General features: G+C 60.5%; 16 protein-coding genes. 8 read left to right on the forward strand and 8 right to left on the reverse strand.

Going from position 1 to position 22,104, the window contains the following annotated elements:
• Positions 1–29 precede the first annotated feature (29 nt).
• From OP10G_RS16560 to OP10G_RS16575, 4 genes are all read right to left on the reverse strand, one after another.
• The gene (locus OP10G_RS16560) at positions 30–431 is read right to left on the reverse strand and encodes a DUF2784 domain-containing protein (RefSeq protein ID WP_025229325.1); all 402 of its coding nucleotides are present in this window, start codon (positions 429–431) and stop codon (positions 30–32) included.
• 128 nt (positions 432–559) lie between these two features.
• Positions 560–1,702: a bifunctional 2-C-methyl-D-erythritol 4-phosphate cytidylyltransferase/2-C-methyl-D-erythritol 2,4-cyclodiphosphate synthase gene (locus tag OP10G_RS16565; RefSeq protein WP_025229324.1), complete on the reverse strand. Its 1,143-nt coding sequence runs from the start codon at positions 1,700–1,702 to the stop codon at positions 560–562.
• The gene (locus OP10G_RS16570) at positions 1,699–2,886 is read right to left on the reverse strand and encodes a PIN/TRAM domain-containing protein (protein WP_025229323.1); all 1,188 of its coding nucleotides are present in this window, start codon (positions 2,884–2,886) and stop codon (positions 1,699–1,701) included. The genes OP10G_RS16565 and OP10G_RS16570 overlap by 4 nt, the downstream gene beginning before the upstream one ends.
• A 73-nt stretch (positions 2,887–2,959) precedes the next feature.
• The gene (locus OP10G_RS16575; RefSeq protein ID WP_158409263.1) at positions 2,960–4,387 is read right to left on the reverse strand and encodes a transglutaminase-like domain-containing protein; all 1,428 of its coding nucleotides are present in this window, start codon (positions 4,385–4,387) and stop codon (positions 2,960–2,962) included.
• Between the two features lie 218 nt (positions 4,388–4,605).
• Between OP10G_RS16575 and topA the strand changes: the two genes are divergently transcribed.
• The gene (topA, locus tag OP10G_RS16580; protein ID WP_025229321.1) at positions 4,606–7,302 is read left to right on the forward strand and encodes a type I DNA topoisomerase; all 2,697 of its coding nucleotides are present in this window, start codon (positions 4,606–4,608) and stop codon (positions 7,300–7,302) included.
• 505 nt (positions 7,303–7,807) lie between these two features.
• Here topA and aspS read toward each other — a convergent pair.
• Entirely contained in the window at positions 7,808–9,580 is a 1,773-nt protein-coding gene (aspS, locus tag OP10G_RS16585) for an aspartate--tRNA ligase (RefSeq protein WP_025229320.1), read from the reverse strand.
• A 324-nt stretch (positions 9,581–9,904) separates the two neighbouring features.
• On the opposite strand from aspS, the gene OP10G_RS26405 reads away from it, so the two are divergent.
• Entirely contained in the window at positions 9,905–10,123 is a 219-nt protein-coding gene (locus tag OP10G_RS26405) for a hypothetical protein (RefSeq protein WP_144241201.1), read from the forward strand.
• 70 nt (positions 10,124–10,193) lie between these two features.
• On the opposite strand, the gene sucC is transcribed toward OP10G_RS26405, so the two are convergent.
• Both sucC and OP10G_RS16600 read right to left on the reverse strand, forming a co-directional pair.
• Positions 10,194–11,345 (reverse strand): ADP-forming succinate--CoA ligase subunit beta, encoded by a 1,152-nt coding sequence (gene sucC / locus OP10G_RS16595; protein ID WP_025229318.1) that lies wholly within the window; start codon positions 11,343–11,345, stop codon positions 10,194–10,196.
• Positions 11,346–11,777: 432 nt separating this feature from the next.
• The gene (locus OP10G_RS16600) at positions 11,778–13,397 is read right to left on the reverse strand and encodes a S8 family peptidase (RefSeq protein WP_025229317.1); all 1,620 of its coding nucleotides are present in this window, start codon (positions 13,395–13,397) and stop codon (positions 11,778–11,780) included.
• A 550-nt stretch (positions 13,398–13,947) separates the two neighbouring features.
• On the opposite strand from OP10G_RS16600, the gene OP10G_RS16605 reads away from it, so the two are divergent.
• The 4 genes from OP10G_RS16605 to OP10G_RS16620 all read left to right on the forward strand — a co-directional run bounded on the left by OP10G_RS16605 (position 13,948) and on the right by OP10G_RS16620 (position 18,771).
• The gene (locus OP10G_RS16605; RefSeq protein ID WP_025229316.1) at positions 13,948–14,529 is read left to right on the forward strand and encodes a DUF1287 domain-containing protein; all 582 of its coding nucleotides are present in this window, start codon (positions 13,948–13,950) and stop codon (positions 14,527–14,529) included.
• Between the two features lie 7 nt (positions 14,530–14,536).
• A complete protein-coding gene (locus OP10G_RS16610; protein WP_084179421.1) occupies positions 14,537–16,867 on the forward strand; it encodes a CocE/NonD family hydrolase in 2,331 nt (776 codons plus the stop codon).
• Positions 16,868–16,975: 108 nt separating this feature from the next.
• Positions 16,976–17,851, forward strand: a complete 876-nt coding sequence (locus OP10G_RS16615; protein WP_025229314.1) for a VanW family protein — start codon at positions 16,976–16,978, stop codon at positions 17,849–17,851.
• Positions 17,839–18,771 (forward strand): class I SAM-dependent methyltransferase, encoded by a 933-nt coding sequence (locus OP10G_RS16620; RefSeq protein WP_025229313.1) that lies wholly within the window; start codon positions 17,839–17,841, stop codon positions 18,769–18,771. The genes OP10G_RS16615 and OP10G_RS16620 overlap by 13 nt, the downstream gene beginning before the upstream one ends.
• A gap of 146 nt (positions 18,772–18,917) precedes the next feature.
• Here OP10G_RS16620 and OP10G_RS26955 read toward each other — a convergent pair whose 3' ends face one another.
• Positions 18,918–20,132, reverse strand: a complete 1,215-nt coding sequence (locus tag OP10G_RS26955; RefSeq protein WP_025229312.1) for a hypothetical protein — start codon at positions 20,130–20,132, stop codon at positions 18,918–18,920.
• 97 nt (positions 20,133–20,229) lie between these two features.
• Between OP10G_RS26955 and OP10G_RS16630 the strand changes: the two genes are divergently transcribed.
• A complete protein-coding gene (locus OP10G_RS16630; RefSeq protein WP_025229311.1) occupies positions 20,230–21,237 on the forward strand; it encodes an isocitrate/isopropylmalate dehydrogenase family protein in 1,008 nt (335 codons plus the stop codon).
• A gap of 413 nt (positions 21,238–21,650) precedes the next feature.
• Positions 21,651–22,082 (forward strand): type II toxin-antitoxin system VapC family toxin, encoded by a 432-nt coding sequence (locus tag OP10G_RS16640; RefSeq protein ID WP_025229309.1) that lies wholly within the window; start codon positions 21,651–21,653, stop codon positions 22,080–22,082.
• Positions 22,083–22,104: the final 22 nt, after the last annotated feature.

Genomic DNA, 22,104 nt, shown 5'->3' on the forward strand with positions numbered 1-22,104 from the left:
AACGCTTCGCGTTAAGAGATTGGCAACCTCTAGCTAGCTGCGAGGCTGCTCTTCCGCTCCCTCATGTCTCGGATGTTCAGCGACACACTCAGGACCACGGCGATGCCGAAGACCCAGCCGGCGACGGCTTTGGCAAGGCCTTCGGATGGACTCCATCCGGTGAGGGAGCGCACGAGAAATTGGATATAGGTCGTGTCCGGGTCGTGGTAGCCGAGGGCTCGGCGGACTTGCCAGTGCCAGTCGGTGCAAATGCAGTAGCCGATGCCGTGCCAAATGCCCATGACAAGCCAGGAAATGGCGGTTAGGGCGAGAGTGAGGAGGTGCCACTGGCGGGTGCGGCGCCATGCCCAGCCGATACAGTTGAACAGCACGAGACCGGTGTGAAAGACCAGGAACGTGATGTTCAGGACTTGCAAGAGATAAGTCGGCATTAGCCTCCCCCAGTGTAGACGCAGGTTGACTCGTACCTGCGGAGAGCCCCCGCTGATCCGTAGGTTTGATCAATGGACGAAACACTCTCGCGCAGGTACGAGCCAACCTGCGGCTACAACGCTTTGCGTTAGGGACACCGGATCATCGGCGAGGGCGCCGACGCTACGGTCGCGATGGAAGCGGTCGCGAAGGCGGCGATCCCTTCGCCGCGGCCGATGAAGCCCATTCGCTCGTTGGTGGTGGCTTTCACGCTGACTCGATCGGGTTCGATTCCCAGAGCCGCCGCGATCGTGGCTCGGATCTCCTCGGCCCGCTTCATGATCTTCGGGCTCTCGGCGATACAGGTAGCGTCGATATTCACGATTCGCCAGCCTCCGCTTTGCAGCAGAGAACCTGCGTGCCTGAGAAAGGTGATCGAAGGCTCGCCCCGCCAACGCGGGTCGGTATTGGGGAAATGTTGGCCGATGTCGCCCAGCGCCGCGGCTCCCAGGAGCGCATCGGTTATGGCGTGAAGCAGGGCGTCGGCGTCGCTATGCCCGTCGAGCGCCGGGTGATCGGGAAACGCAACGCCGCCTAGCCAAAGGGTGCGGTTCGGGTCGGTCGAGAAGGAGTGGACGTCGTATCCACTTCCGGTGCGAGTCTCGGTCGCCAACATCCCCCGCGCCCGCACAATATCCTCAGGCGTGGTGATCTTGAAGTTGTTCGGATCTCCAGGCACGATGCGAGGGTTTACCCCGATCGCTTCAACGAGAGACATTTCGTCGGTTTGGGTTACCGTTCCCGAGTTATGAGCGCGAGTAAGAATCTCGACGGTGGCTCCCTGGGGGGTCTGCATCGCGAACAGCTCGTTCCGGTCCAGCGTGGTAACGGAACCGGCGCGAACCTGCTTGATCGTGTCGGTTGCCGGAAGGCCGGCGGCAGCGGCTCCGGCCTCCCGGATTCCTTCGATCACGGCGGATATCACCGACGGTTTCGTAAAGGGCCTGGCCGCATCGTGAACCAGCAGGACGTCGGCATCTTTCGCCGCCTCTAGAGCGGCGCGTGAACTCTCCTGCCGGGTTGAGCCGCCGGGAACCGCCCAGACCCCATCTCCAAGCGAGGAGAGCCGCTCAGGGGCGGTTACGACCATAACGCGGTCGACCTCCGGATGGGAAAGGTAAGTCTCGTACGACCAGCGCCAAACCGGCTTGCCCCCTAGAAGGAGGCTGGTCTTATCGCCGCCGAACCGCTCTCCCTTCCCGGCGGCGAGAATCGCGGCAACGATCCTCACGCGCTGGTCCGAGGCCGGGGCGTCGGCTTTCGGCGCTCGTAGCGAACCTCTTCCTCGCCATCGATCTCGCCGAAGATCATCTTCCCACGCTCGGTCTGGTGGACTTGGGTCACGACGACTTCCACGGTCTCGCCGATGTGGGGTTTGCCGTTCTCCACGACGACCATGGTTCCATCTTCGAGGTAGCCGACACCCTGGCCGATTTGGTTTCCCTCGCGGATGATCATCAGCTCGAGCGTCTCTTGCGGCAGGATATTCGATCGGAGGGCCAGCGCCAAATCGTTGAGGCTCAGCACCCGAACCTCCTGAAGCTCGGCCACGCGGCGAAGGTTGAAGTCGTTCGTCACGATATCCGCGCCAAGCGCCTTTGCCAGCCGGACCAAACGGGCGTCCACGCCGTCGCCTTGGTCAGGGGCAAGCCGGTCGTGACTTCGTACGTCCAACTCAAAGTCGCCCTGCATGTGCCGAAGAACTTCCAGGCCGCGGCGTCCCCGTTGTCGTCTAAGCGAATCGTGGCTGTCGGCGATGTACTGAAGCTCGTCGAGGACGAAGCCCGGTACGTAGAGGTTGCCGTCGAGAAATCCGGTTCGGACGACGTCGTAAACCCGCCCGTCGATGATCACGTTCGTGTCGAGAAGCTTGATGCCGCTTCGGCGTCGCGGTCCGCGGTTTCGATTCCAGGGAAGAATCTCCGCCATCGACTGGAGCGCATACACCGACAGTGCGGCGAAGCCGGTCATTACCGCGGTAATAAGTTCGGCTCGGTACAGCGGGGGCATGTCCAGCGCCTGGAACATGAGCAGGAGTGGGACCGAGGCGATAAGGCCGGCGAAGATGCCGACAAAGAAAGTGACCTTGTCGCCGGCATCCATCTTGTCCCAGCGCAAGCCGATCCGCTCCAACGAGCGAATGAAACGGACACCCACGTAGCCGCCCAAGATGACTCCGAGGAGGGCAAACGGTACGACCGCGGCCACCGTTCCGACCTTAAAAGTCGAAGGATCTGGCTTGTTGTGCGAGATCATCAGGGTGATCTGCTGGTACAGCCAGATTAGGACCTCGGGCGCGACCGAGCCGAGGATGCCCGCACCGATGACCGCGAAAATCGCGATCACGATGAAGTGGACGGCGCCTTTGACGCCGACCGACGGGATGTCTTGTAACCTCAGTTTGCGTTCGCTCATGACGGTTTTGGCTCACTCGAGCCTAGTATCTCAATACGGACGGTATTTAGGGGCGAGTTATCGCTTTCTCCCTCTACTCTCCACCCTTTTTATCTCGCCGGGCATCTAATACTTCGATTTTTGCCTTGTCGAGAAATGTAAATGCAAAAGCGTCTTCGACGCTTCCTTCCCCCAGCTTTACGTGCGCGGCCGAAATTTGGTTGTCGTCGGAGGTGGAGTCGATTCCGACCCAATGACGCCCATCCCAGGCCTCGGCCCACGCATGATAGTAGAAGGTACCGTCCCAGTTGACTAAACCGCTTGCCAAACGTGCAGGAATTCCAGCCGCTCGCAGTAACGTTGCGGTAAGGACGGCGTAATCGCGGCACACGCCTTCCTTAGAATCCAAAACTTCCGTCGCGTCGCGCAACACGCCGATTCCGGCGTTTGGCTTCATCGTTTGATAGACGTACTGGCGGATGGCGAAGGCAGCGCTATGGACGTCGGTCTTCTTCCCGACCACCTGCCGGGCGAGTGAAACGAACCGCGGCGACGAAGAAGGAATGTTCATTCCTGGCTTCGCCCATTCGGGCTCGCTCTTGCGGGCATTTTGGATCGAGCCGCCCGGGTCGGAAGAGATAGGGAACGGGTGAACGTCGACGGTCCAATTTTCTCCGTCTCGCTTCACGGTCTGATAGTCGCCGGAAGGGATGTGAGACAGGTCTCGCCCTACGATGCGAAGCTTAAGGCCGGTGACATGCGCCGGGTCGTCGATCGGCTTGTCGGTCTTGATACTGGTGGCGAAGGCGAGATCGACCGAAGGCTGGTATTTGGCAGACTTGCCCAAGGCGATGGCACGGCTGACCGGGTACATCTCGATTCCCATCGGCCCATCGACCCGAATGAGGTCTCCCTTGGCGCCCATGTAGACCTTCATCGTGGCCCGCGGATCGGCGATTTCGAGAAGCGTGGCGTCGACAGAACGCCCGTTGACGACCGCCTTGGACTTGCCGACGAGCTTCACGTCGTTCTTAATGAAAGAGACCGTCGTCGGGTCGAGGACGTAAAACACCCGCGATGTTCCGGGCTTCATCTGCCCGTTGATAACGAGCGTCATCGGGTCGTCCACTACCTGGGCGCCCTTTGGCATCGCGAGGCTCTTGCGGGATTTCTGCCCTGAATTGTCGATCGTCGCTTCGACTCGTCCGTTGCGGAATAGGGCTTGAACGGTTTGGCTTCGTCCGCCGCTCGTCATTTTGAAGTTCATCTTCAGCGGCGAGCCACCCGGCGTCGTCCAACTGGACGAGGTCATCTCGATTCTCATCGCGGTGCCGAGCAGGCCGGCATCCATAAGGGTGGTGCCATCGTTGCGGACGGCCACCTTGCCTCCGAAATGGGTTGGCGCGGAGGAGAACGACGAATAACCGATCTTGTTTCCTTGTAGAAACAGGCCGAGATAGGTGGTTTCCGCACGCGCCGCCGGGGCGGCCGCGAACAAAACGAGGAGAGGAATAGTTCTCATTGGGAGCATTGCTTACTTATAGATAACGGCTGGAATGACGAGACGCTTCCCGAGGTTGGGATGTTTACCACCGATTTACGTGCCTTGACACCGCACGTGTGGCGGAAGTACAGTCCCCTCGCCCCGAAATCGACCTAATCAGCCGATGAGCGTCGGCAGTTAACGTAAAACTAGGGGACGCGCCGCGGGTTCGGTGCGTCAGAGCAATAACGGATCATATGGCAAAGAAACTCGTCATCGTGGAATCGCCGGCAAAGGCGAGAACCATCGGCAGCTACCTTGGAAGCGACTATGAGGTGCAGGCCTCCATCGGTCACATCCGGGATTTGATGCCGAACGCCAAGGGGTTACCGGCCGAGCTGCGCAAAAAGTGGTGGTCGGATTACGCCGTCGACGTCGATAACGATTTCGAGCCGTTTTATGAGGTGCCGGCCGAAAAATTGGCGCAGGTGCGAAAGCTTCGCGAATCGATGAAGGGAAAAGACACCCTCGTACTCGCGACTGACGAAGATCGCGAAGGCGAGGCGATCAGTTGGCACCTGCTGGAAGTGCTCAAGCCCGGTAAGACGGTCAAGATCAAACGGATCGCCTTCCACGAGATCACGAAAGAAGCGATCCTTAGGGCGCTCGATCACCCTCGCGACGTGGACACTAACCTCGTGGAAGCGCAGGAGACACGCCGCATCCTCGACCGTCTCTACGGCTACACGCTCTCACCCGTCCTTTGGTCTCGCGTTACGAAGAATTTGAGCGCGGGCCGGGTTCAGTCGCCCGCGGTGAAGCTGATCGTCGAGCGGGAGATCCTGCGGCGGAACTTCCGCTCTGCCAGCTATTGGGATCTCGTCGCCCATTTGCGAAGCGACCAAACCGATTTTTCGGCCGAATTGAAGTCGATCGACGGCACCCGGGTGGCGAACGGGAGCGACTTCGACGACAACACCGGCGAGTTGAAGACGAGTCGTGGGCAGAAGGTGGTGCTTCTCGACGAGCCCAAGGCGAAAGCGTTGGCTGAGGGTTGCAAGGGAGCCAAACCATGGCGCGTAACCCGGGTCGAGGCGACGGAAGGGCAAGAGAAGCCCGCGCCGCCGTTCATGACGACCACCCTTCAGCAGGACGCGAACCGCAAGTTCGGCTTCAGCGCGGATCGGACGATGCGAATCGCCCAGACGCTCTACGAAGGCGTCGACCTGGGCGGCGAGCAGGTCGGCCTTATCACCTATATGCGGACCGACAGCCTTACCCTTAGCGGGGAGGCTCTCGGCCGCCTTCGGGATCTGATCGGCCAGGAGTATCCGGACTGTCTGCCCGACAAGCCGGTCCACTACACCAATAAGGTGAAGAACGCCCAAGAGGCGCACGAGGCGATCCGTCCGACCGACGTGAAGCGGCGTCCGCAACTGATCGGAAAGTTCCTGTCCGAGGACCAGTTAAAGCTGTACACACTCATCTGGCAGCGCACGGTGGCGTGTCAAATGAAGCCGGCGCGCGTGCTACGCACGGAAGCGGACATCACTTTGGAATCGCCTTCGCTGGCTCCGCACGCCAAGAGTTTGACCTTCCTCTCTACCGGCAAGCAGATCCTGTTCGAAGGGTTTCTGCGGGTCTACAGCGAGGGAAGGGACGATGACGCCGCCGACCCCAGAGAGCGCAAGCTGCCGCGGCTGAAGGAAGGCCTGGAGGTCGAATCGCTCGGCACCGACCCGATCGGACACTCGACCAAGCCGCCGGCCCGTTACACCGACGCGACGTTGATTAAGAAGCTGGAGGAACTCGGCATCGGCCGCCCCAGCACGTACGCCAGCATCATTGCGGTCATCGTGGATCGTGGATACGTTCGCAAGGCCGGCAAACAACTTATTCCGTCGTTCAAGGCGTTCCTCACGATGGAGGTTCTTCAAAAGAACTTCGAGGAGCTGATGGATCTTGGCTTCACGGCGCGAATGGACGAAGCGCTCGATGAGATCAGCGAGGGGAAGGCGAACAGTAAGAGCTATCTCAAGGATTTCTTCCTCGCGGAGGGTACCGGACTGAAGACGATCGTCGACGACCGCAAAAAAGAGATTCCTTACCCCGCCTTCCTAGTTGGGCAGTTGCCCGAGACCGGAGAGCAGGTGCTCGTTCGGAACGGCAAAGACGGAGCCCCATTCCTCCAGATCGGCGAAGAGGGGCAGAAGCGGTACGCGAATATCCCCGAGGATCTGGCTCCTGCCGATCTCACGATAGAGAAGGCGATCGAATTGCTGAACCAGAAGGCGGCGCCGGCCGAGTCGGTGGGATTCGATCCGACGACGGGTCGACGCCTTCTGTTGAAGAATCGTCAAGGGTTCTATCTGGAAGTCGAACGAACGCCGGAAGAGATCGAGAATAAGGTGAAGCCGACGTGGATTTCGGTGCCGCCCGGCGTCGACCCTCGCCAGCTTTCGCAGGAGGAGCTGAACTTCTTCTGTAACCTTCCGAAGGAGATCGGCAAGCATCCGGAGACGAATCAGCCGATCTTATTTAAGGTGGGCAAATTCGGGGCATACATCGAGAGCGGGGAAGAGCGCCGCACGGTGGCGGACTGGCGTGCCGCGCTGACGATGACGGTTCCCGAGGCAGCGGAGATTCTGAGCCAGCCAAAATTCCGGACCGCGCGAGCGGCCCCCTCTGCGTTGAAAGAGTTCGGCGAGTTGGCCGGAGCGGCGGGTCCGGTGAAGGTGCTGAGCGGCCGTTTCGGCCCGTACGTGACCGACGGCGAGACGAACGCGACCCTCCCCCGAGGGACCGACCCCGCCGCCCTGAGCCAAGAGCAAGCTCTCGAGCTCCTGGCTCGAAAGCGAGAGGCTGGCCCTTCCGTTCGAAAGCCGATCAAGAAGAAAGCTCCGGCGAAGAAGAGCGCTGCGAAGCCGAAGGCTGCCGCGAAGGCGAAGAAGTAGCATCGGCTCCCAGCCGCCTTTTGATCCCTCCCGACGCGTCGTCGGGCAGGGTCCCGCGTCTGCGGGGCTTCCCTTCTGAAAAGGAAGCCGTTGCATGGTAGCGGGGTGCCTAACGATCGAAGGTGCGTCCAAACGCAGATCCTGAACCGGCGCTGCAAGCGCGATATCTCAAAGCGAAGAGGGTGAAGCGCAGCGGAACCCTGGTAAAGGGGCCGACAAGCCTCCGAGCCCTGAAAGCGGCGATATCACCTTAACAATATCAGGAGCCCTCGCGCTCGCCGAATAGCATGCAATACGCTCCAAGACGCTAGGGGATTGCCCGACCGATGGTCGGACCCTGCCCGACGGCGCGTCGGGAGGGATCGCCGACAACGAGGCTTTATCCGGCTCGGTTGTGGAGTATTGGCGCTCTTGTTACCAGGGCTTCGCCCTTCGCTCTAGGAAGTCGCGCTTTCAGCGCTGCTTCCAATGGATGACAGCTTCGGCATGTTCACGCTGATAACGCCTAACTCAGCCGTAGACCCAGCTCCGCCCACTGCTGGGCGTCTACGGTGCTGGGGGCGTCCATTAGCGGGTCGTAGCCGTTGGCTACTTTCGGAAAGGCCATGACTTCGCGGATGTTCTCCGTATCGGTCAGGAGCATTGCGAAACGGTCGAATCCCCAGGCGATGCCGCCGTGCGGGGGGGCACCGAAGGAGAACGCTTCGAGGATGTGGCCGAAACGGTCCTGCTGGGTTCTTTCGTCGATGCCGAGCATTGAGAAGATCCGCGCTTGGATATCCGAGCGGTGGATCCGGATCGATCCGCCTGCCGCCTCGGTTCCGTTGCATACCATGTCGTACGCCTCGGCACGAATCCGGGCGGGATCGGTCTCCAGGTGCACGAGGTCTTCCTCTCGCGGCATCGTGAATGGGTGGTGCATCGACGACCAGCGGTTACCGTCGGCGTCCCACTCGACGAGCGGGAAGTCGAGCACCCAGATGTATTTGAGGATGCGCGGGTCTCGCAGCCCCAGCCGATCGCCGATCTCCAGACGAAGCCGGTACAGCACGTTGTTCGTCGCCGCGTATTCGTCGGCGACGAACAAGAGGAGGTCTCCGTCTTCGGCTCGGGTTAGCTTTCGCAGCTCGACCGCCATCTCCGGCGTGACGAACTTGGCGAGAGAGCCGCGAAGGGTTTCCTCGACCATCACCGTTCCGAGCCCCTTAGCTCCGAACTCTTTCGCAAACTCTTCGAGCGCTCCGACTTCCTTTCGGGAGAGCTTCGCTCCGGCGGGATAGCGGACGCCGCGAATAAAGCCACCCGACTCGATGACGTTCTTGAAAACGGCAAACTCGGTATCGCGGAAGAGCTCGGTGGCATCGAAGAGCTGCAAACCGAAACGCATGTCGGGTTTGTCGCAGCCATACAGGTGCATCGCCTCGTCGTAGGTAATCCGGTCGAATGCCCCTACCGGCTCCTTGTCCAGCTCGAACTCTTCGATGAGGCCATTGATTACGGACCGGGTCATTCCCTCCGCAACCTGGAGCACGTCCTCCTGGCGAATGAACGACATTTCGAGGTCGATCTGGGTGAACTCCGGTTGGCGGTCCGCGCGCGACGATTCGTCGCGGAAGCAACGCGCCATCTGGTAGTACCGCTCGACGCCGGAGACCATCAGGAGCTGCTTGTACTGCTGCGGGCTCTGGGGGAGGGCGTACCACTTGCCGGGCTCGTTTCGGAACGGCACCAGGTAATCGCGAGCGCCTTCCGGCGTGCTCTTGGTGATGATCGGAGTCTCGATTTCGAGAAACCCTTCTTTGTCGAGGTAAGCCCGCGACATCCGCATCGCGGCGGCGCGCAGGGCGAGGCGGCGGTACATCGAGGGGCGGCGCAGGTCGAGGTATCGATGCTTGACGCGCAACTCCTCGTTCACGCTTTGCATCTGGTCTTCATCGCTCACCGGGAACGGCAACGGCTTGGCGGGGCCGAGGATGCTGTAACTGGTGACGATCACTTCGATGTCGCCGGTCGACATGCGGGGGTTTTTTGTGCCTTCGGCTCGCTCGCGAACTTCGCCGGTAACGCTCAGGCAGCTCTCGCTACGGATCTCGTTTCGATTGGGAAATAGATTCGGATCAAGCGTAAGTTGAACGAGACCGGTACGGTCCCGCAGATCGACGAAAAGCACGCCGCCCAGGTCTCTGACCCGGTGCGCCCATCCGTTGAGGCTAACCTGTTCTCCTGCGTGCGCGGCTCGAAGCTCGCCACACGTCTTTGTACGCTGAACGAATCCCATAGGAACCTGAGAGGATACCTGCGGGGCCCGTCGAGCGGACGGAAGCATTCCCAGATGCCCCTCAGTTTTTGTACAGTTTTGTACACTGGTTGGGGTGTACAAAAACGAGGCTCCGGGCGACCGTATGTTCGCCTCATGGGCGGGCCGCCCATGGATACACACGGGCGCGCCGCGCGTGTCACTTTCCGATGGTTAGGCGAATTACTGGGGTTTGCCTATGAAACGAAGGAAGTCTTCACTCAGCGTTCGGCGGAGGGAAGCGAAATGCCGGCGAAAATTGTTACGTACCTTTTGAAGCGCCATTTGCTTCATGAGGATATTGAGATGAAGATTCAAACCATTTTCGTTGCTGTCGCTGTTTCCGCTCTCACCGTTTCCGGGTTCGCCCAGGGATCCAAGATGAAGGCGCACGCGACCAAGCCCGCGGTGACCAAGGCTAAGGCGAAGACCAAGGCCAAGGCGGCCGTCAAGAAGGTAGCCGCCAAGGCAGCCCCGGCCAAGGCGAAGGCGGCCAAGACGGTTGCCACCAAGAAGAAGAAGTAAAGGTCACCCTTTACGAACAGAAAAGCCCCCAAGCGTCGGGGGCTTTTTGCGTCTCCTCTAACCAACGCGGCTAAGCGTGAGCGAGGGCGACGATCATCTTTGCGGCTTCCTGGACGGTAGCGGCGGCTTGAACCTTGCTTCCTTCGAGGATCTTGCGTCCTTCTTCGACGGCGGTTCCTTCGATTCGGGCGACGATCGGGATGTTGACCTCGATCTGGTCGAGCGCAGCGAGAACCCCCTTGGCAACTTCGTCCACACGGGTGATTCCGCCGAAGATGTTGATGAAGAGCCCTTTGACCTTGGTGTCCATGAGGATGATTTCGACGCAGTTCCGGACCCGGTCTGCCTGCGCGCCGCCACCGACGTCGAGGAAATTGGCTGGCCTGCCGCCCGCGGCGTTAATTTCGTCGAGCGACTGCATGACGAGGCCGGCGCCGTTCCCCATGATGCCGATGTCGCCTCCCAGGCTGACGTAGGCAATCCCACGCTTTTGGGCTTCGGCTTCGATGGGATCGTCCGCGCTATCTGCGCTGGTCGCCGCGTACTGCTTGTGACGGAAGAGAGCGTTTTCGTCGATCGAGACCTTGGCATCGGCGGCGATCAGCTTGTTATCGGGCGTCAACGCGCACGGGTTGATCTCGATCATGTCGGCGTCGGCTTCGACGTAGGCTTTCGCCAGTGCCTTGATCATCGCGACCATCTGGCCTTGCGCGGCGCGCGGAATCTTGGCGTCCTTGACGGCCTTCCGCAGCTCGAAGTCGCAGAGTCCCCAGGCGGGGTCGATCGGGATACGGACGATCGCCTCCGGCTTTTCGACGGCGACGTCCTCGATTTCCATGCCTCCTTCGGCGGAGATCATGACGATGTTCTTTTGGATGTTCCGGTCGAGCAGCACCGCGACGTAGAATTCCTGCGCGATGTCGATCGTCTCGGCGACGAGCACCTTGTCGACGACCATGCCGGTGGGGTTCTGATTGGAAATCAGTCTCGTACCGATGAGGTCTTTCGCGAAGTTGCCCGCATCGGCGGCGTTGGTGAACAGCTTCACGCCGCCAGCCTTTCCACGGCCGCCCATTAGGACTTGGGCTTTGACGACGACGTTTCCGCCCAGCCGCTCGGCGATCGATCTCGCCTCCGCCGGATCGGTGGTGACATCTCCCGCGGGCACCGGCACCCCATATTTTGAGAGCAGTTCCTTCGACTGGTACTCGTGAAGCTTCATGGACGTTAGGTTACTTGCCGACGGCCTTGGCTTGCTGGTAGTGAGTTCGGGGGTTACGGTTTTTCGTAAGGGGATGTCGCCGCTTTCAGGGCTCGGAGGGTTGGTCGGCCTCGCTACCAGGGCTCCGCTCCGCTGCGCCCTTCGCTTTGAGACATCGCCCCCTTGGGGCTGGCCCAGGGCTTGCCTTTGGGCGCACCGTTGACGATTAGCCGTCCCGATTTGTGAAGCATCCAATGCGACGGATTCTTTGGCGCGAAAGGATTCTCTCTAAGGGATCCTTCGTTCTCGTGTCTCCAATCCGGGGGCTAATTTCCGAAGATCCGGGCTCAAGGAGGGCGGGAGTCAGACAATGGCTGCTTGGAAAAGCCAAAAACAAGACTCCCCACCTGGCGGCGAGCCAGGTGGGGAGTCGAGATGGTCGTTGGGCGGGGACTAGGGATTGACCGAGGCCTTGATCTTTACGACGTCGAGCGTTAGCTTGAACGGCATGAGACCTCGGCTAGAGGAGGATCGGAATCCGCGGATGATCGCGTTGACCGTCGTTCCGCTCACATAGGAGGAGAGCTTGGTCAGCGGGAACTCGAACGTCTGCGAAGCGCCGGTCGCCGAGAATGCTTTGACCAGGTCGTAGGCTCCCGTGTTGAAGTTCCGGAGGTAGACCTGAAGGGTCACGCCTTGGAGCGTCGAGCCCTCGATAAGCATGGACGAGCTGCGAACCTTCGCCGGATCGGCGGTGAACAGCAGACCGGTGGTAAGCGCCGCGACGGTGCCCACGTTTGGCTGGTTGGTGCTGCTCAGCGTAACCGTGTTGACGTCGGCTTTAGCGAGGGCAGCGGGCGAACCGGTGAGGTTGGTTCCCTGGTTGGCGTAGACGCCGATGGTCTTGACGTTGAACTCAGACTCGACCGGCTTGATGATCGCGCTTAGCGCCTTGAAGGCGTTGATGCGGCCCTTGGCGATCCACGTTCCGATGTTGTCGGTGTTGGCTTCCAGGATCTTTCGCAGGTCGGCTCCGCTCGTGTTCGGGCCGTACGACTTCATCAATCCGACCAGACCGGCCACCAGCGGACAGGCCATCGAGGTGCCGCTCTCCAGGCCATATTTGTTGCCGGGAAGCGAGCTCAGGATGTCGACACCGGGCGCGGCCACATCGACCCAGTCGGCGCCGAAGTTGCTGAAATCGGCCTTCTTGTCGTTTTGGTCGCTTGCGCCGACGCCGATGGCGTTCTCGTAAGCGCCGGGGTACGACTTGGAATTGGTGTTCGAGTTACCGGCGGCGGCGACGACCACGATGCCCTTATTCCAGGCGGCGTCGATCGCGTCGTGCTCCGGCTGAGAATCGGGGCCGCCGATGCTCATCGAAATAACGTCGACGCCGCGATCGGTCGCGTCGACGATCGCCTTGGCAATTCCGTCGACCGAGCCGCTACCGTTGGCGCCTAGCACCTTCTCGGCGAGGATGGTGCAGTTGAAGCCGATGCCGGCCACGCCGACTCCGTTGTTCGTTTTGGCGGCGGCGATGCCCGAGCAGTGGGTGCCGTGCCCGTTGTCGTCCATCGGATCGTCGTCGTTGTTGACAAAGTCCTTGCCTTTGATGACCTTGCCGGCGAGATCCTCGTGGTTGTAATCGACGCCAGTGTCGATGATGGCGATCTTGACGGAGGACGAGCCGAAGCTCAGATCCCATGCCGCGGGCGAATTGATGCGCGGGTGGGCGTACTGCTTGTTGTACTGAGGATCGTTCGGGGTGAAGGTCGCGTAGGCGATGTAGTTCGGCTCGGCGTACTGGACGCCGGGAAGGGCGCGGTAGTACTTCATCGCCGCTTCCACCGAAAGACTCTTCGGCAACTGAACGACTTGATAGCCGAGGCGGGCATTTTCGCTGGAGACGCTGGCCGCGATGGCGGCGTGAGCGACGCCACGGGCCGAGAGCGAGTCGGCCTTAAACTTGACAAGGATTTGGCCGGGTACGTACGCGGCCGTGCCGGCGGAGGCGATGCCCGCGAGGGTCGCACCTAAAGCTACGGTTAGACAAAATCGAGTTCTACTCATTCGGTTTCGAAACCTCCCGGGGAGCTCCGCTCCTGCCGGCAATCGTCGATAAATATACAAGGGATTGAGGAACCGGAGGCGCAAAAACTCCTGGTCTCGGTTGATGACGTAACGGCGCCGTCTTTTCGTTGCCGAGCCTTGGGGGGAATCAAGTAGATTTGCTGGTATTGCGTGTACGTGAGCAAATTCCCGGCAGGTGCAGGACTTCGGGTTTGGATTGTGCCGCCCGGATTTTCTTGCGGTTCTTTGAGTACAGCGGGCGGCACGCGTAGGTGCCGGCTACACGGCTTCGGCGTAGCGTCGGCGCCTCGCCGATGATCTTGTCGTACCGAAGGTACACCAAGCGCAGGTACGAGCCAACCTGCGGCTACACGTCCTTCGGACGTAGGGGAAGCCGGTCTGGAGACCCGCGGTCCGTATGAGCTGGCTTCGCATGGCGATTTATCGTTGGGTGTGCGCCGCGTGGAGAAATAATTGCCGTGGGGTTCGATGCAGCGCTTGGACGTGCGGTTTCGTATTGCCAGTGGCGTTTTGAACGCTTGGATCTTTAATGTTGCCCAACCTTTTTGTGTTGCTGACCTGGAAGTCCCCTAAGACCGTAGTCGAAGGGGCAAAGCTCCAACTTGTGTCTCCGGCTGCGTATTGTCCGGACTACATCCGGATCCCGTATCCGGGAGGGGACGTTCCGCCCGCGAAAGGGGCGTGCGTCGATGTCGTTATCCGTGCGCTACGTTATGTAGCGCGCGATCTGCAGGTTTTGATTCACGACGATATGGCGCGGCGCGGGCGGCATTATCCTCGGGTGGAGGCCCACCGCGACACGAACATCGATCACCGGCGGGTACCCAATCAGATCTATTTCTTCTCCAAGTACGGGAGGCCGGTTTCCACCTCGACGGAGCCGAGGTTCCTTGCCGGCTGGCGACCCGGCGATCTCGTTTATTGGAAGCTGCCGAACGGCCTCGACCATTGCGGGGTTATTTCGGATCGGATCGGACCGAGGGGGCGCCCGCTGGTCATTCACAATCTCGCCCAAACCGTCGAAGAGGACGTGCTAGATCGGTGGCGAATCACGGCCCACTTCCGTTACCCTGTCGTCGCAAGTCACCCAAACAACGCTCCCCGCTACTGAAATTCTAATGAGAACTGTTGCATTGACCGCCACGCTTCTGCTGGCGGCTTCGTCGTTCGCCCAAACCGGCACGACCGTCCACATGACGATCTTGTTTAACGGCACTCCCTCGGGGGAGAACACTTATACCAAGCGGGCGGACGGTGGGTTTTCGACCGTGACCTCCCTTGCCGTCGGTTCGGCGAAGATCGCGAGCAAGATCGAAGGGCAGTTCGTCGGCGACAAGTTGATGAGCTACGTTGTGGACCTCGTTCAGGGGCCTACCAAGGTGAAAATCTCCGTAAAGGACGGCAAGATGACCGCCATTCCTCCCAATGGAAAGGAAGTGACCGCGCCTTACTCGCCGCCGGCGGTTTACTTCGGCAACCTTCACCCTCAACTCACCGCGTCGCTTCTGAAAGCGGCCGACTTCGATAAGAAGGAAACCCAATCGATCACCGCTTTCCTCGTGGATTCCGGCGGTCCCTTGACCCCGAAAGTGACTCCCCTTCAAGAGCGGACTTTTCCGAACGGTAAGGTCCGGTTCTTTCGAGTCGAGTTCGGAATGGCGACGGCGGAGTTCGGCATGAGCTCCGACGGCACGGTGGTGGGGATGGACGTTCCCGGGCAGAAGCTACGGATGGTCGCCGACGGCTGGAGCGGAATCTACACCGACCCGTTTGCCACGTACCCCGAGCTCAGCGCACCGACCTACAAGGTACGCCACCTGCCGACTCAGCGGATGAAGACCCGGGACGGAGTCGAGCTGGTACAGGAGGTTTATGTCCCGGAAGGGGAGGGGCGGTTCCCGGTCGTCTTCGAGCGGACGCCTTATGACCGTGCGACCCCGGCAGCCGGGGCCGACTTCTACGTCCGGCGAGGTTATGCCTATGTGGCCCAAGATTGCCGAGGAAGGACCGACAGCGGCGGCGAATGGGACCCGTTCGTCCACGAGCTGAAGGACGGGTACGACGCGCTCGACTGGATCGCCAAGCAGCCGTGGTGCGATGGCAACATCGGAATGATCGGCGGAAGCTACGATGGGTTCGTTCAGTGGGCGGCGGCGGCATCCCACCATCCGGCGCTGAAGTGCATCGTGCCCCAGGTTTCACCTCCGCTCGACGCGATGCACAACCTGCCGTACGACAACGGCATCTTCTTCCTGTATGGCGACATCTGGTGGGGGAAGATTGTGCGGAACAAGAACTCCGACATGTCGACCGTGCTTGCCTCGCTGCCGAATCCGAACGGTTTCAAGACGCTTCCGCTTTCCAAGGCCGACGACGCGACGCTCGGATACGACGTGCCTTTCTTCGATAAGTGGCTCGAGCGCACGTCGCTCAAAGATTGGGACGGCTGGAATTTCTACGGCGAGCTGAAGGACGTGAAGATTCCAGCGCTGCACATCTCCGGATGGTGGGATGGAGACGAAATCGGGACGAACATGAACTGGGAGGCGATGCGAAAGCTTGGCCGGAAGAACCAGTGGCTGATCTATGGTCCTTGGACTCACTTCTTCAATTCTTCGACCAAGCTGGGCGATACCGACTACGGGGACTCGGCGATGATCGATCTCGACACGCTCTACATCCGCTGGTTCGATACCTGGCTCAAGCACAAGGACGTCGGAATCGACAAGATCCCGAAGGTCCAGGCATTCGTAACCGGCGCCAATCATTGGGTGAAGCTTCCGGACTGGCCGAGTCCGGCCGCATCGGTAAGAACCTTATTCCTGAGCTCGGAAGGTCCGGCCAATGGCCTTCATGGCAAGGGGCGGCTTCTCGCCAAGCCGGCGGCGCACCAAAAGCCCACCGAGTACACGTACGACCCGTCGGTCGCGGTGATTCCGCCCGCGATCATGAAGGTCGACCCCTCCAAGGCGAGTACCAAGCTGGATCGCAGCGATGGGAAAGATCTGGTGAGCTTCTATAGCGACCCGATGGTCCGAGCGACGGCGATCACGGGGCCGTTTGAAGTCGAGCTGCGCTTTAAGACATCGGCGCGGGACACGGACTTCATCGTTGCGCTCCTGGATGTGGACGAGAAAGGGGTTCTGCGGGTGATCGGACAAAGCGGCAAGCTGCGAGCGTCGTACATCGGCGGTTTCGACCGCCCCCGTCCGCTGACTCCGGGCCGCACCTATTTCGCCAAGATCAAGCCTTGGGATACCGCTCACGAATTTAAGCCGGGACACCGGTTCGGCCTAATGATCGCCCCCACCGGCTTCCCGATGTTCTCGCGAAACCTAGGTACCGGCGAGCCAATTAAGGACGCGACCCGGATGGTGAAGCAGCACAACACGTTGTTCCACGACTCGGTCAATCCGAGCATTATCCGGTTCCGAGTTTTGTGGGAGTGACGAAATTTGTGGCCTGAGCAGTGGGGCACCCTCATCGAGGAGATGAGGTTAACGGTTCTGAATCTTTTTCTCACGATGCGCGTTAATGAAAGTGGGATACCGTAGCCCATGATTAACCCGGCTGACAACGAAGGAAAGGTTGCCTTGGGCGGGTTGACAGCCACCGGTTTCCGCGGGCTTCTTCGGAGGATCGTGCCGTTTTCATTGCGGGTTGCGGTGGCCCGTGGACGCAGCATGGGAGTGTGGCGGAGGGAAGCGGAGCAGTTCCGGTTTCCGAAGTCAGAAGCCAGCGAATCTCTCTGGTTGGTTGCCGAGCATCGGTCGCCCTTGCGGAGGGCCGGCACGACGTACGCCGAGGAGCTTCAGCGAGGCAAAGAAACGAACGTGGGGCTGGCCGCTCAGTTAGTGGACGGGCTCACCATTCCGTCTGGAGCCGTCTTCTCTTACCACCACGCCGTCGGGATGCCCAGCCGGCGGCGTGGATTCGTGAAGGGGGCCGAGCTCCAAGACGGGTCGTTAAAGCCGGGCATAGGAGGAGGGTGCTGCCAGGTCTCGAATCTTCTCTACGTTTTGGCGCTCCTGTCGGGCGCGGAGATCGTGGAACGTCATCGGCATGGGTTCGACCTGTTTCCAGACTCCGGCCGCACCGTCCCTTTCGGATGTGGAGCTACCGTGTTCTTTCCCATGAGGGATCTCCGTTTTCGCAACATGCTCGACCAGCCGATCCGCCTTGGTATGACGATCGAGGACGGCCATCTCGTCGGCCGGGTCCAAACCGTCACACCGCTCGCAAAGCGGTTCGAGATCTTTGAAATGGAGACGGAGATGCGCCGAGAGGGGGAAGTTTGGATACGCGAGAATCGCGTGGGTCGCCGGGCGTGGGACGCCGAACGCCTTGTGTCGACGGAAGAGGTGGCGCATAACGTCGCCAAGTGCCTGTACGAGCCGACGACCGGTGTAGAGGCTGCACAATGCGAGCGATAGTCAAAGGCACGATTCAGGCGGCGTTTGGCCGCCTGCCAGGTGGGCCGCACCTTTACCGGCAGCTTACGAGGGGACGAATGGGGACGCAGGGCTCCCACATCGACAAGCTGTCGCGCGCTTGGCCAGGTTACGTAGAGACGTGGACGCGGCACGGGATTGAGCTCGAAGGGAAACAGATTTGGATGCACGACGGTGGCTGGACGCCCTATCCGTTCGTGCTGATGTACCTGCTGACCGGACGCGGGGGCGTGGTGACGATGTGGGATGGGGAATTGGAAGAGCAGTACTCGGGGAAAGCGATCGAGTTCGGCTTGCGCCAAAAATTTGGGTCGTTGCACGTGCCGGAGGAGCGATACGAAAAGCTGCGGTCGCTTCAGGGGGCCGGCTCCGCCCGCCTGGTGGAGGGGCTCGGCGGTGAGTGGCGGAAAACCGGCCGGGTCCTTCCTTCCCTCGAATTCGGTTCAGCGGATCTTCTCCTCACCGGAGGAGTCCTCGAACACTTTCGCCCCAATGAGCTGAACGACTTTCTGGCTCACTCGCGAACGGTTCTGCGGCCGGGAGGATGGATGTCGAGCGTGTTCGACCTACGCGACCACCTGTTTCACGCGGATAAGCGCCTGCCGTTCTTGAACCATCTCCGGTTCTCGGATCCGGCCTATAACCTTCTTTTCGGGCACCGGCTCGGCTACCACAACCGCATGCTTCCGGCGCAGATACGTCTTGCTATCGAGCGGGTCGGATTCGAAGTGGTGGAAATGCGACGACGCATCCTGCCCGCGGAAAAGTACGCCGAGAGACCGGAGGAGTTCCAAACCGCCCTCGTGGGGTTGGACCGCTCGCGCCTTGCTCTGAAGTTTCGCCAGGCCACGGAGGAAGACCTCCGGACGGTTGCCGTGCATTTCATTTGCCGATCTAGGTGACGGTTCTTGGTACTTGGGGGGAATGTCAGGCCCCAACATCGCACGGCGGAGGAGAGGGCTAGGGCTGCTTACATTACGGCTTAGATAAGACGTTGAAAAGGCCGTGCCCCTGCTGGGACACGGCCTTTTGCGTTAGCTAAGCAGGACTACCAGCCTTGGCGGTAGTAGCTTGTGCCGAACTCTCGGATGACGTAGTCTCGGCGCTCGCGCTGAAGGTAGTAGGTGTGCCACACGGTCTGGCGCTGGTTCCACGGGTCGATGAACTCGTGGCGGGCGAGGACGCGGGCGTTGCCGTTGCGGTCTCGCTGCACGTCGACAATTTGGTATCGAACGGTGTTAACGTTCTCCATACCGTCTTGGTACAGGTCGTAGAAGTCGTCCGCGCCAAGCGAGTAGCTGTAGTTACCCTCGGTGTAGATGTTCACCGAACCGCGGCGGGGGACGAGCCTATCCAGGGAGCGACGGCTGCCGTTCTGGAAGACGTCCACGATATCTTCGATCGCGTAGTCCAGGTCCTCATACCGGGCATTCCGGTCGTACTGATCGATCGGACGCCAGTCGTAATTGTCTCCGGACCAGTTGCTGGTCGGATAGACGTTGACAATGGTGACCCGCGAGTAGTTGAGGTAAGGCGGGCAGGAGACGTAGTAGTACCACGGCGAAGTTACGCACCGGTCGAAGCGGAACGGATCGAACGCGTAGTAGGGGTAGCAGAACCAGTCGTCTTGCCAGTCACGCCGATAGTGGTAGTAGCCATATCGGTAGCCGCCGCGGACGATGCCGACGCCGCGCTCGTTTTGGCCGACGCGTCGCTGGAGCTGTCCATTGTTGATGATGACCGGGGCGCGGTCGATACGCACTGGGCCGGACCGGCCGTGGATGTAGGCGTTGTCGTTGGTGCCGTACTGGACCCGGCCGCTGCGCGAATCGTGCCGTCGGCGCGTGCCGCCGTCTTGGTCGCCGCTAATGACGATTCCGCCACCGCCTTGGTCGCCACCACTGCGGGTTCCGCCACCGCCTCCGCTAAATATGGGGCCACCGCCGCCTTGGCTTCCGCCGCCGTAGCCGCCGCCAGAGTCTCCGCCGCTGCGGGAGCCTCCCCGGCTGCCGCCGCGATCCTCACGCTGACCGCCACCAGAATTGCTGCTTCCGCCGCCGGAATTGCTGCTCCCGCCTCCGGACGAGTGGCCGCCGCCACTTCCGCTGCCCCCGCCGCGAGAACCGCCGCCGCCCCCCGAGCTGCTGCCGCCACCACCGCTGCCGCCGCGCTTGCCGATGGGACCCGACTGCGGCATCGCGAGGGCCGTGAGCAACGCAAGCGTCGCGGTCGCGCTAATGATCTTCCAATAGCTTCTTGTCATCTAAATTGAGCCTCTACTTTCCCTGGACGTTGAACCGTCCCCGTTCGTTACGGCAATTCTACGACCAATAGGTCCTCAAGATGCCAAACTGTGATCGATGTCTCAACGACGCATCGCGATTATCCGAGGGGACGGGATCGGCCCCGAGATTATGGACGCGACCCTCACCATTCTCGAAGCCGGCGGCTTCACCGCCGACTACGTGAACCTCGAAGCCGGTTTGAGCGCAGTGGAGAAGGGGCTCCCGGCGATGCCTCCCGAGACGGTCGAGGCGATCCGCGAGATTGGCATCGCCCTCAAGAGTCCTACGACGACTCCGGTCGGGGGTGGACATGTCTCCGCGAATGTGGCGCTCCGAAAGGCGCTAGATTTGTTTGCCAACGTCCGCCCGACCCGCTCGATTCCGGGCGTAAAGGGACCTTTCGAGGACTTCAAGATCGACCTGATCATCGTTCGGGAGAACACCGAAGACCTGTACGCCGGTATCGAGTTCCAGCCCCACCCGGACATGGCGCAGGCGGTCAAGGTGATCACTCGTCCCGGAAGCAACCGGCTGCACCGTTACGCCTTCGACATGGTTCGAAAGCAGGGGCGTAAGAAGCTGGCGGCCGTCCACAAGGCGAACATCATGAAGCTCACCGACGGGATGTTCCTCGAAGAGTTCTACAAGGTCGCCAAGGAATACCCGGACATCCACGCCGAGGACATCATCGTCGACAATTGCTGCATGCAGCTCGTGACCCACCCCGAGCGATTCGACGCCATCGTCACCGAGAACCTCTACGGCGACATCGTCAGCGACCTGTGCGCTGGCCTCGTAGGCGGGCTAGGACTTGCTGCGGGGGCGAACATTGGAGAGAAATGCGCGGTGTTCGAGGCGGTCCACGGTTCGGCTCCCGACATTGCCGGAAAGGGAATCGCGAACCCGACGGCCCTCCTTTTCAGCGCGCTTATGATGCTGCGCCACATCGGCGAGAACGACACCGCCAAGCGGATCGGACGCGCGGTTCTGAAGGTTGCCGGAGAGGGGAAGCATGTGACCCGCGATTTGGGCGGGACGGCAGGGACTGCCGAGTACACGGACGCGATCATCGCAGCGCTGTAAATGTAAAGCTTAGCTCATGTATGTTATGTATTGTATGATGTACATATGGAAAGCGGAGCAGATAAAATTAGAAGGGCCGCGGGCTCGTACATCGAGCTGGCCCGGCGTCTTGGAGAGGAGCGCGTAAAGATTCGTGCGGGCGATATCGTTCGCGAGCTGCGGCTAGAAAATCGTACGCCTAGCGTCTGCTCAGCCCTTTCCTCGGTTAAGTTTCAGCAACAGTATGGGGTTCGACTGGAGGAAAGGGAGGGCCCGTCCCAAAGCACTTCGACACAGTTCACGTACAGCATTCTAAGCGGGCGGACGCCGAAATCATCATTCGAATCGCTTCTGGGAGCGGGAGAAGAAGCATACGAAAAGGTTGGCGGAGCCGACGCTTGGCACCGTGAAATGCGTGAGAGCTTCGATCGCTGATGAGCCGTATCTACTGGGACACGATGCTCTTTGCCTATTGGCTGGAGAAGCATCCGCAATACGGATCGCGAGTCGATCGAATCGTGGAGCGAATGGCCGAACGGGGTGACACGCTGGTTACCAGCGTGATCGCTCTGGGTGAGCTGCTCGTACTCCCTCGAAAGCTCGGCGATGCCGGAATGGAGGGCAGAATCGAATCGTTCTTTCGAAGCCCTTCAGTTCAAGTTCTGCCTTTCGACTATCAGCAGACTCATCGTTTCGCCGATGTCCGAGCCCAGTACAAAATAAAGTCCGCAGATGCGATGCACCTTGCCACTGCTTCGACGGCCGGGGTGGACTTGTTTCTGACCAACGATTTGGCGCTAAAAAGGCTGGTCGTCCAAGGTATTGCATTCATCGACGGCATCGATACGACGGTGTTGGATTCCTGAGCTAGTGATGGGGATGCTCCGG

The organism is Fimbriimonas ginsengisoli Gsoil 348 (assembly GCF_000724625.1).
GTDB classification, from domain to species: Bacteria; Armatimonadota; Fimbriimonadia; order Fimbriimonadales; family Fimbriimonadaceae; genus Fimbriimonas; species Fimbriimonas ginsengisoli.

What these genes read in the sequence shown, in the direction of transcription:
- OP10G_RS16560 (WP_025229325.1), bottom strand. Translation starts at nt 431, where the DNA reads ATGCCGACTTATCTCTTGCAAGTCCTGAACATCACGTTCCTGGTCTTT.
- OP10G_RS16570 (WP_025229323.1), bottom strand. Translation starts at nt 2,886, where the DNA reads ATGAGCGAACGCAAACTGAGGTTACAAGACATCCCGTCGGTCGGCGTC.
- OP10G_RS26955 (WP_025229312.1), bottom strand. Translation starts at nt 20,132, where the DNA reads ATGACAAGAAGCTATTGGAAGATCATTAGCGCGACCGCGACGCTTGCG.
- OP10G_RS16600 (WP_025229317.1), bottom strand. Translation starts at nt 13,397, where the DNA reads ATGAGTAGAACTCGATTTTGTCTAACCGTAGCTTTAGGTGCGACCCTC.
- OP10G_RS26405 (WP_144241201.1), top strand. Translation starts at nt 9,905, where the DNA reads ATGAAGATTCAAACCATTTTCGTTGCTGTCGCTGTTTCCGCTCTCACC.
- OP10G_RS16630 (WP_025229311.1), top strand. Translation starts at nt 20,230, where the DNA reads ATGTCTCAACGACGCATCGCGATTATCCGAGGGGACGGGATCGGCCCC.
- OP10G_RS16620 (WP_025229313.1), top strand. Translation starts at nt 17,839, where the DNA reads ATGCGAGCGATAGTCAAAGGCACGATTCAGGCGGCGTTTGGCCGCCTG.
- topA (WP_025229321.1), top strand. Translation starts at nt 4,606, where the DNA reads ATGGCAAAGAAACTCGTCATCGTGGAATCGCCGGCAAAGGCGAGAACC.
- OP10G_RS16615 (WP_025229314.1), top strand. Translation starts at nt 16,976, where the DNA reads ATGATTAACCCGGCTGACAACGAAGGAAAGGTTGCCTTGGGCGGGTTG.
- OP10G_RS16610 (WP_084179421.1), top strand. Translation starts at nt 14,537, where the DNA reads ATGAGAACTGTTGCATTGACCGCCACGCTTCTGCTGGCGGCTTCGTCG.
- aspS (WP_025229320.1), bottom strand. Translation starts at nt 9,580, where the DNA reads ATGGGATTCGTTCAGCGTACAAAGACGTGTGGCGAGCTTCGAGCCGCG.
- OP10G_RS16640 (WP_025229309.1), top strand. Translation starts at nt 21,651, where the DNA reads ATGAGCCGTATCTACTGGGACACGATGCTCTTTGCCTATTGGCTGGAG.
- OP10G_RS16575 (WP_158409263.1), bottom strand. Translation starts at nt 4,387, where the DNA reads ATGAGAACTATTCCTCTCCTCGTTTTGTTCGCGGCCGCCCCGGCGGCG.
- OP10G_RS16605 (WP_025229316.1), top strand. Translation starts at nt 13,948, where the DNA reads ATGTTGCCCAACCTTTTTGTGTTGCTGACCTGGAAGTCCCCTAAGACC.
- sucC (WP_025229318.1), bottom strand. Translation starts at nt 11,345, where the DNA reads ATGAAGCTTCACGAGTACCAGTCGAAGGAACTGCTCTCAAAATATGGG.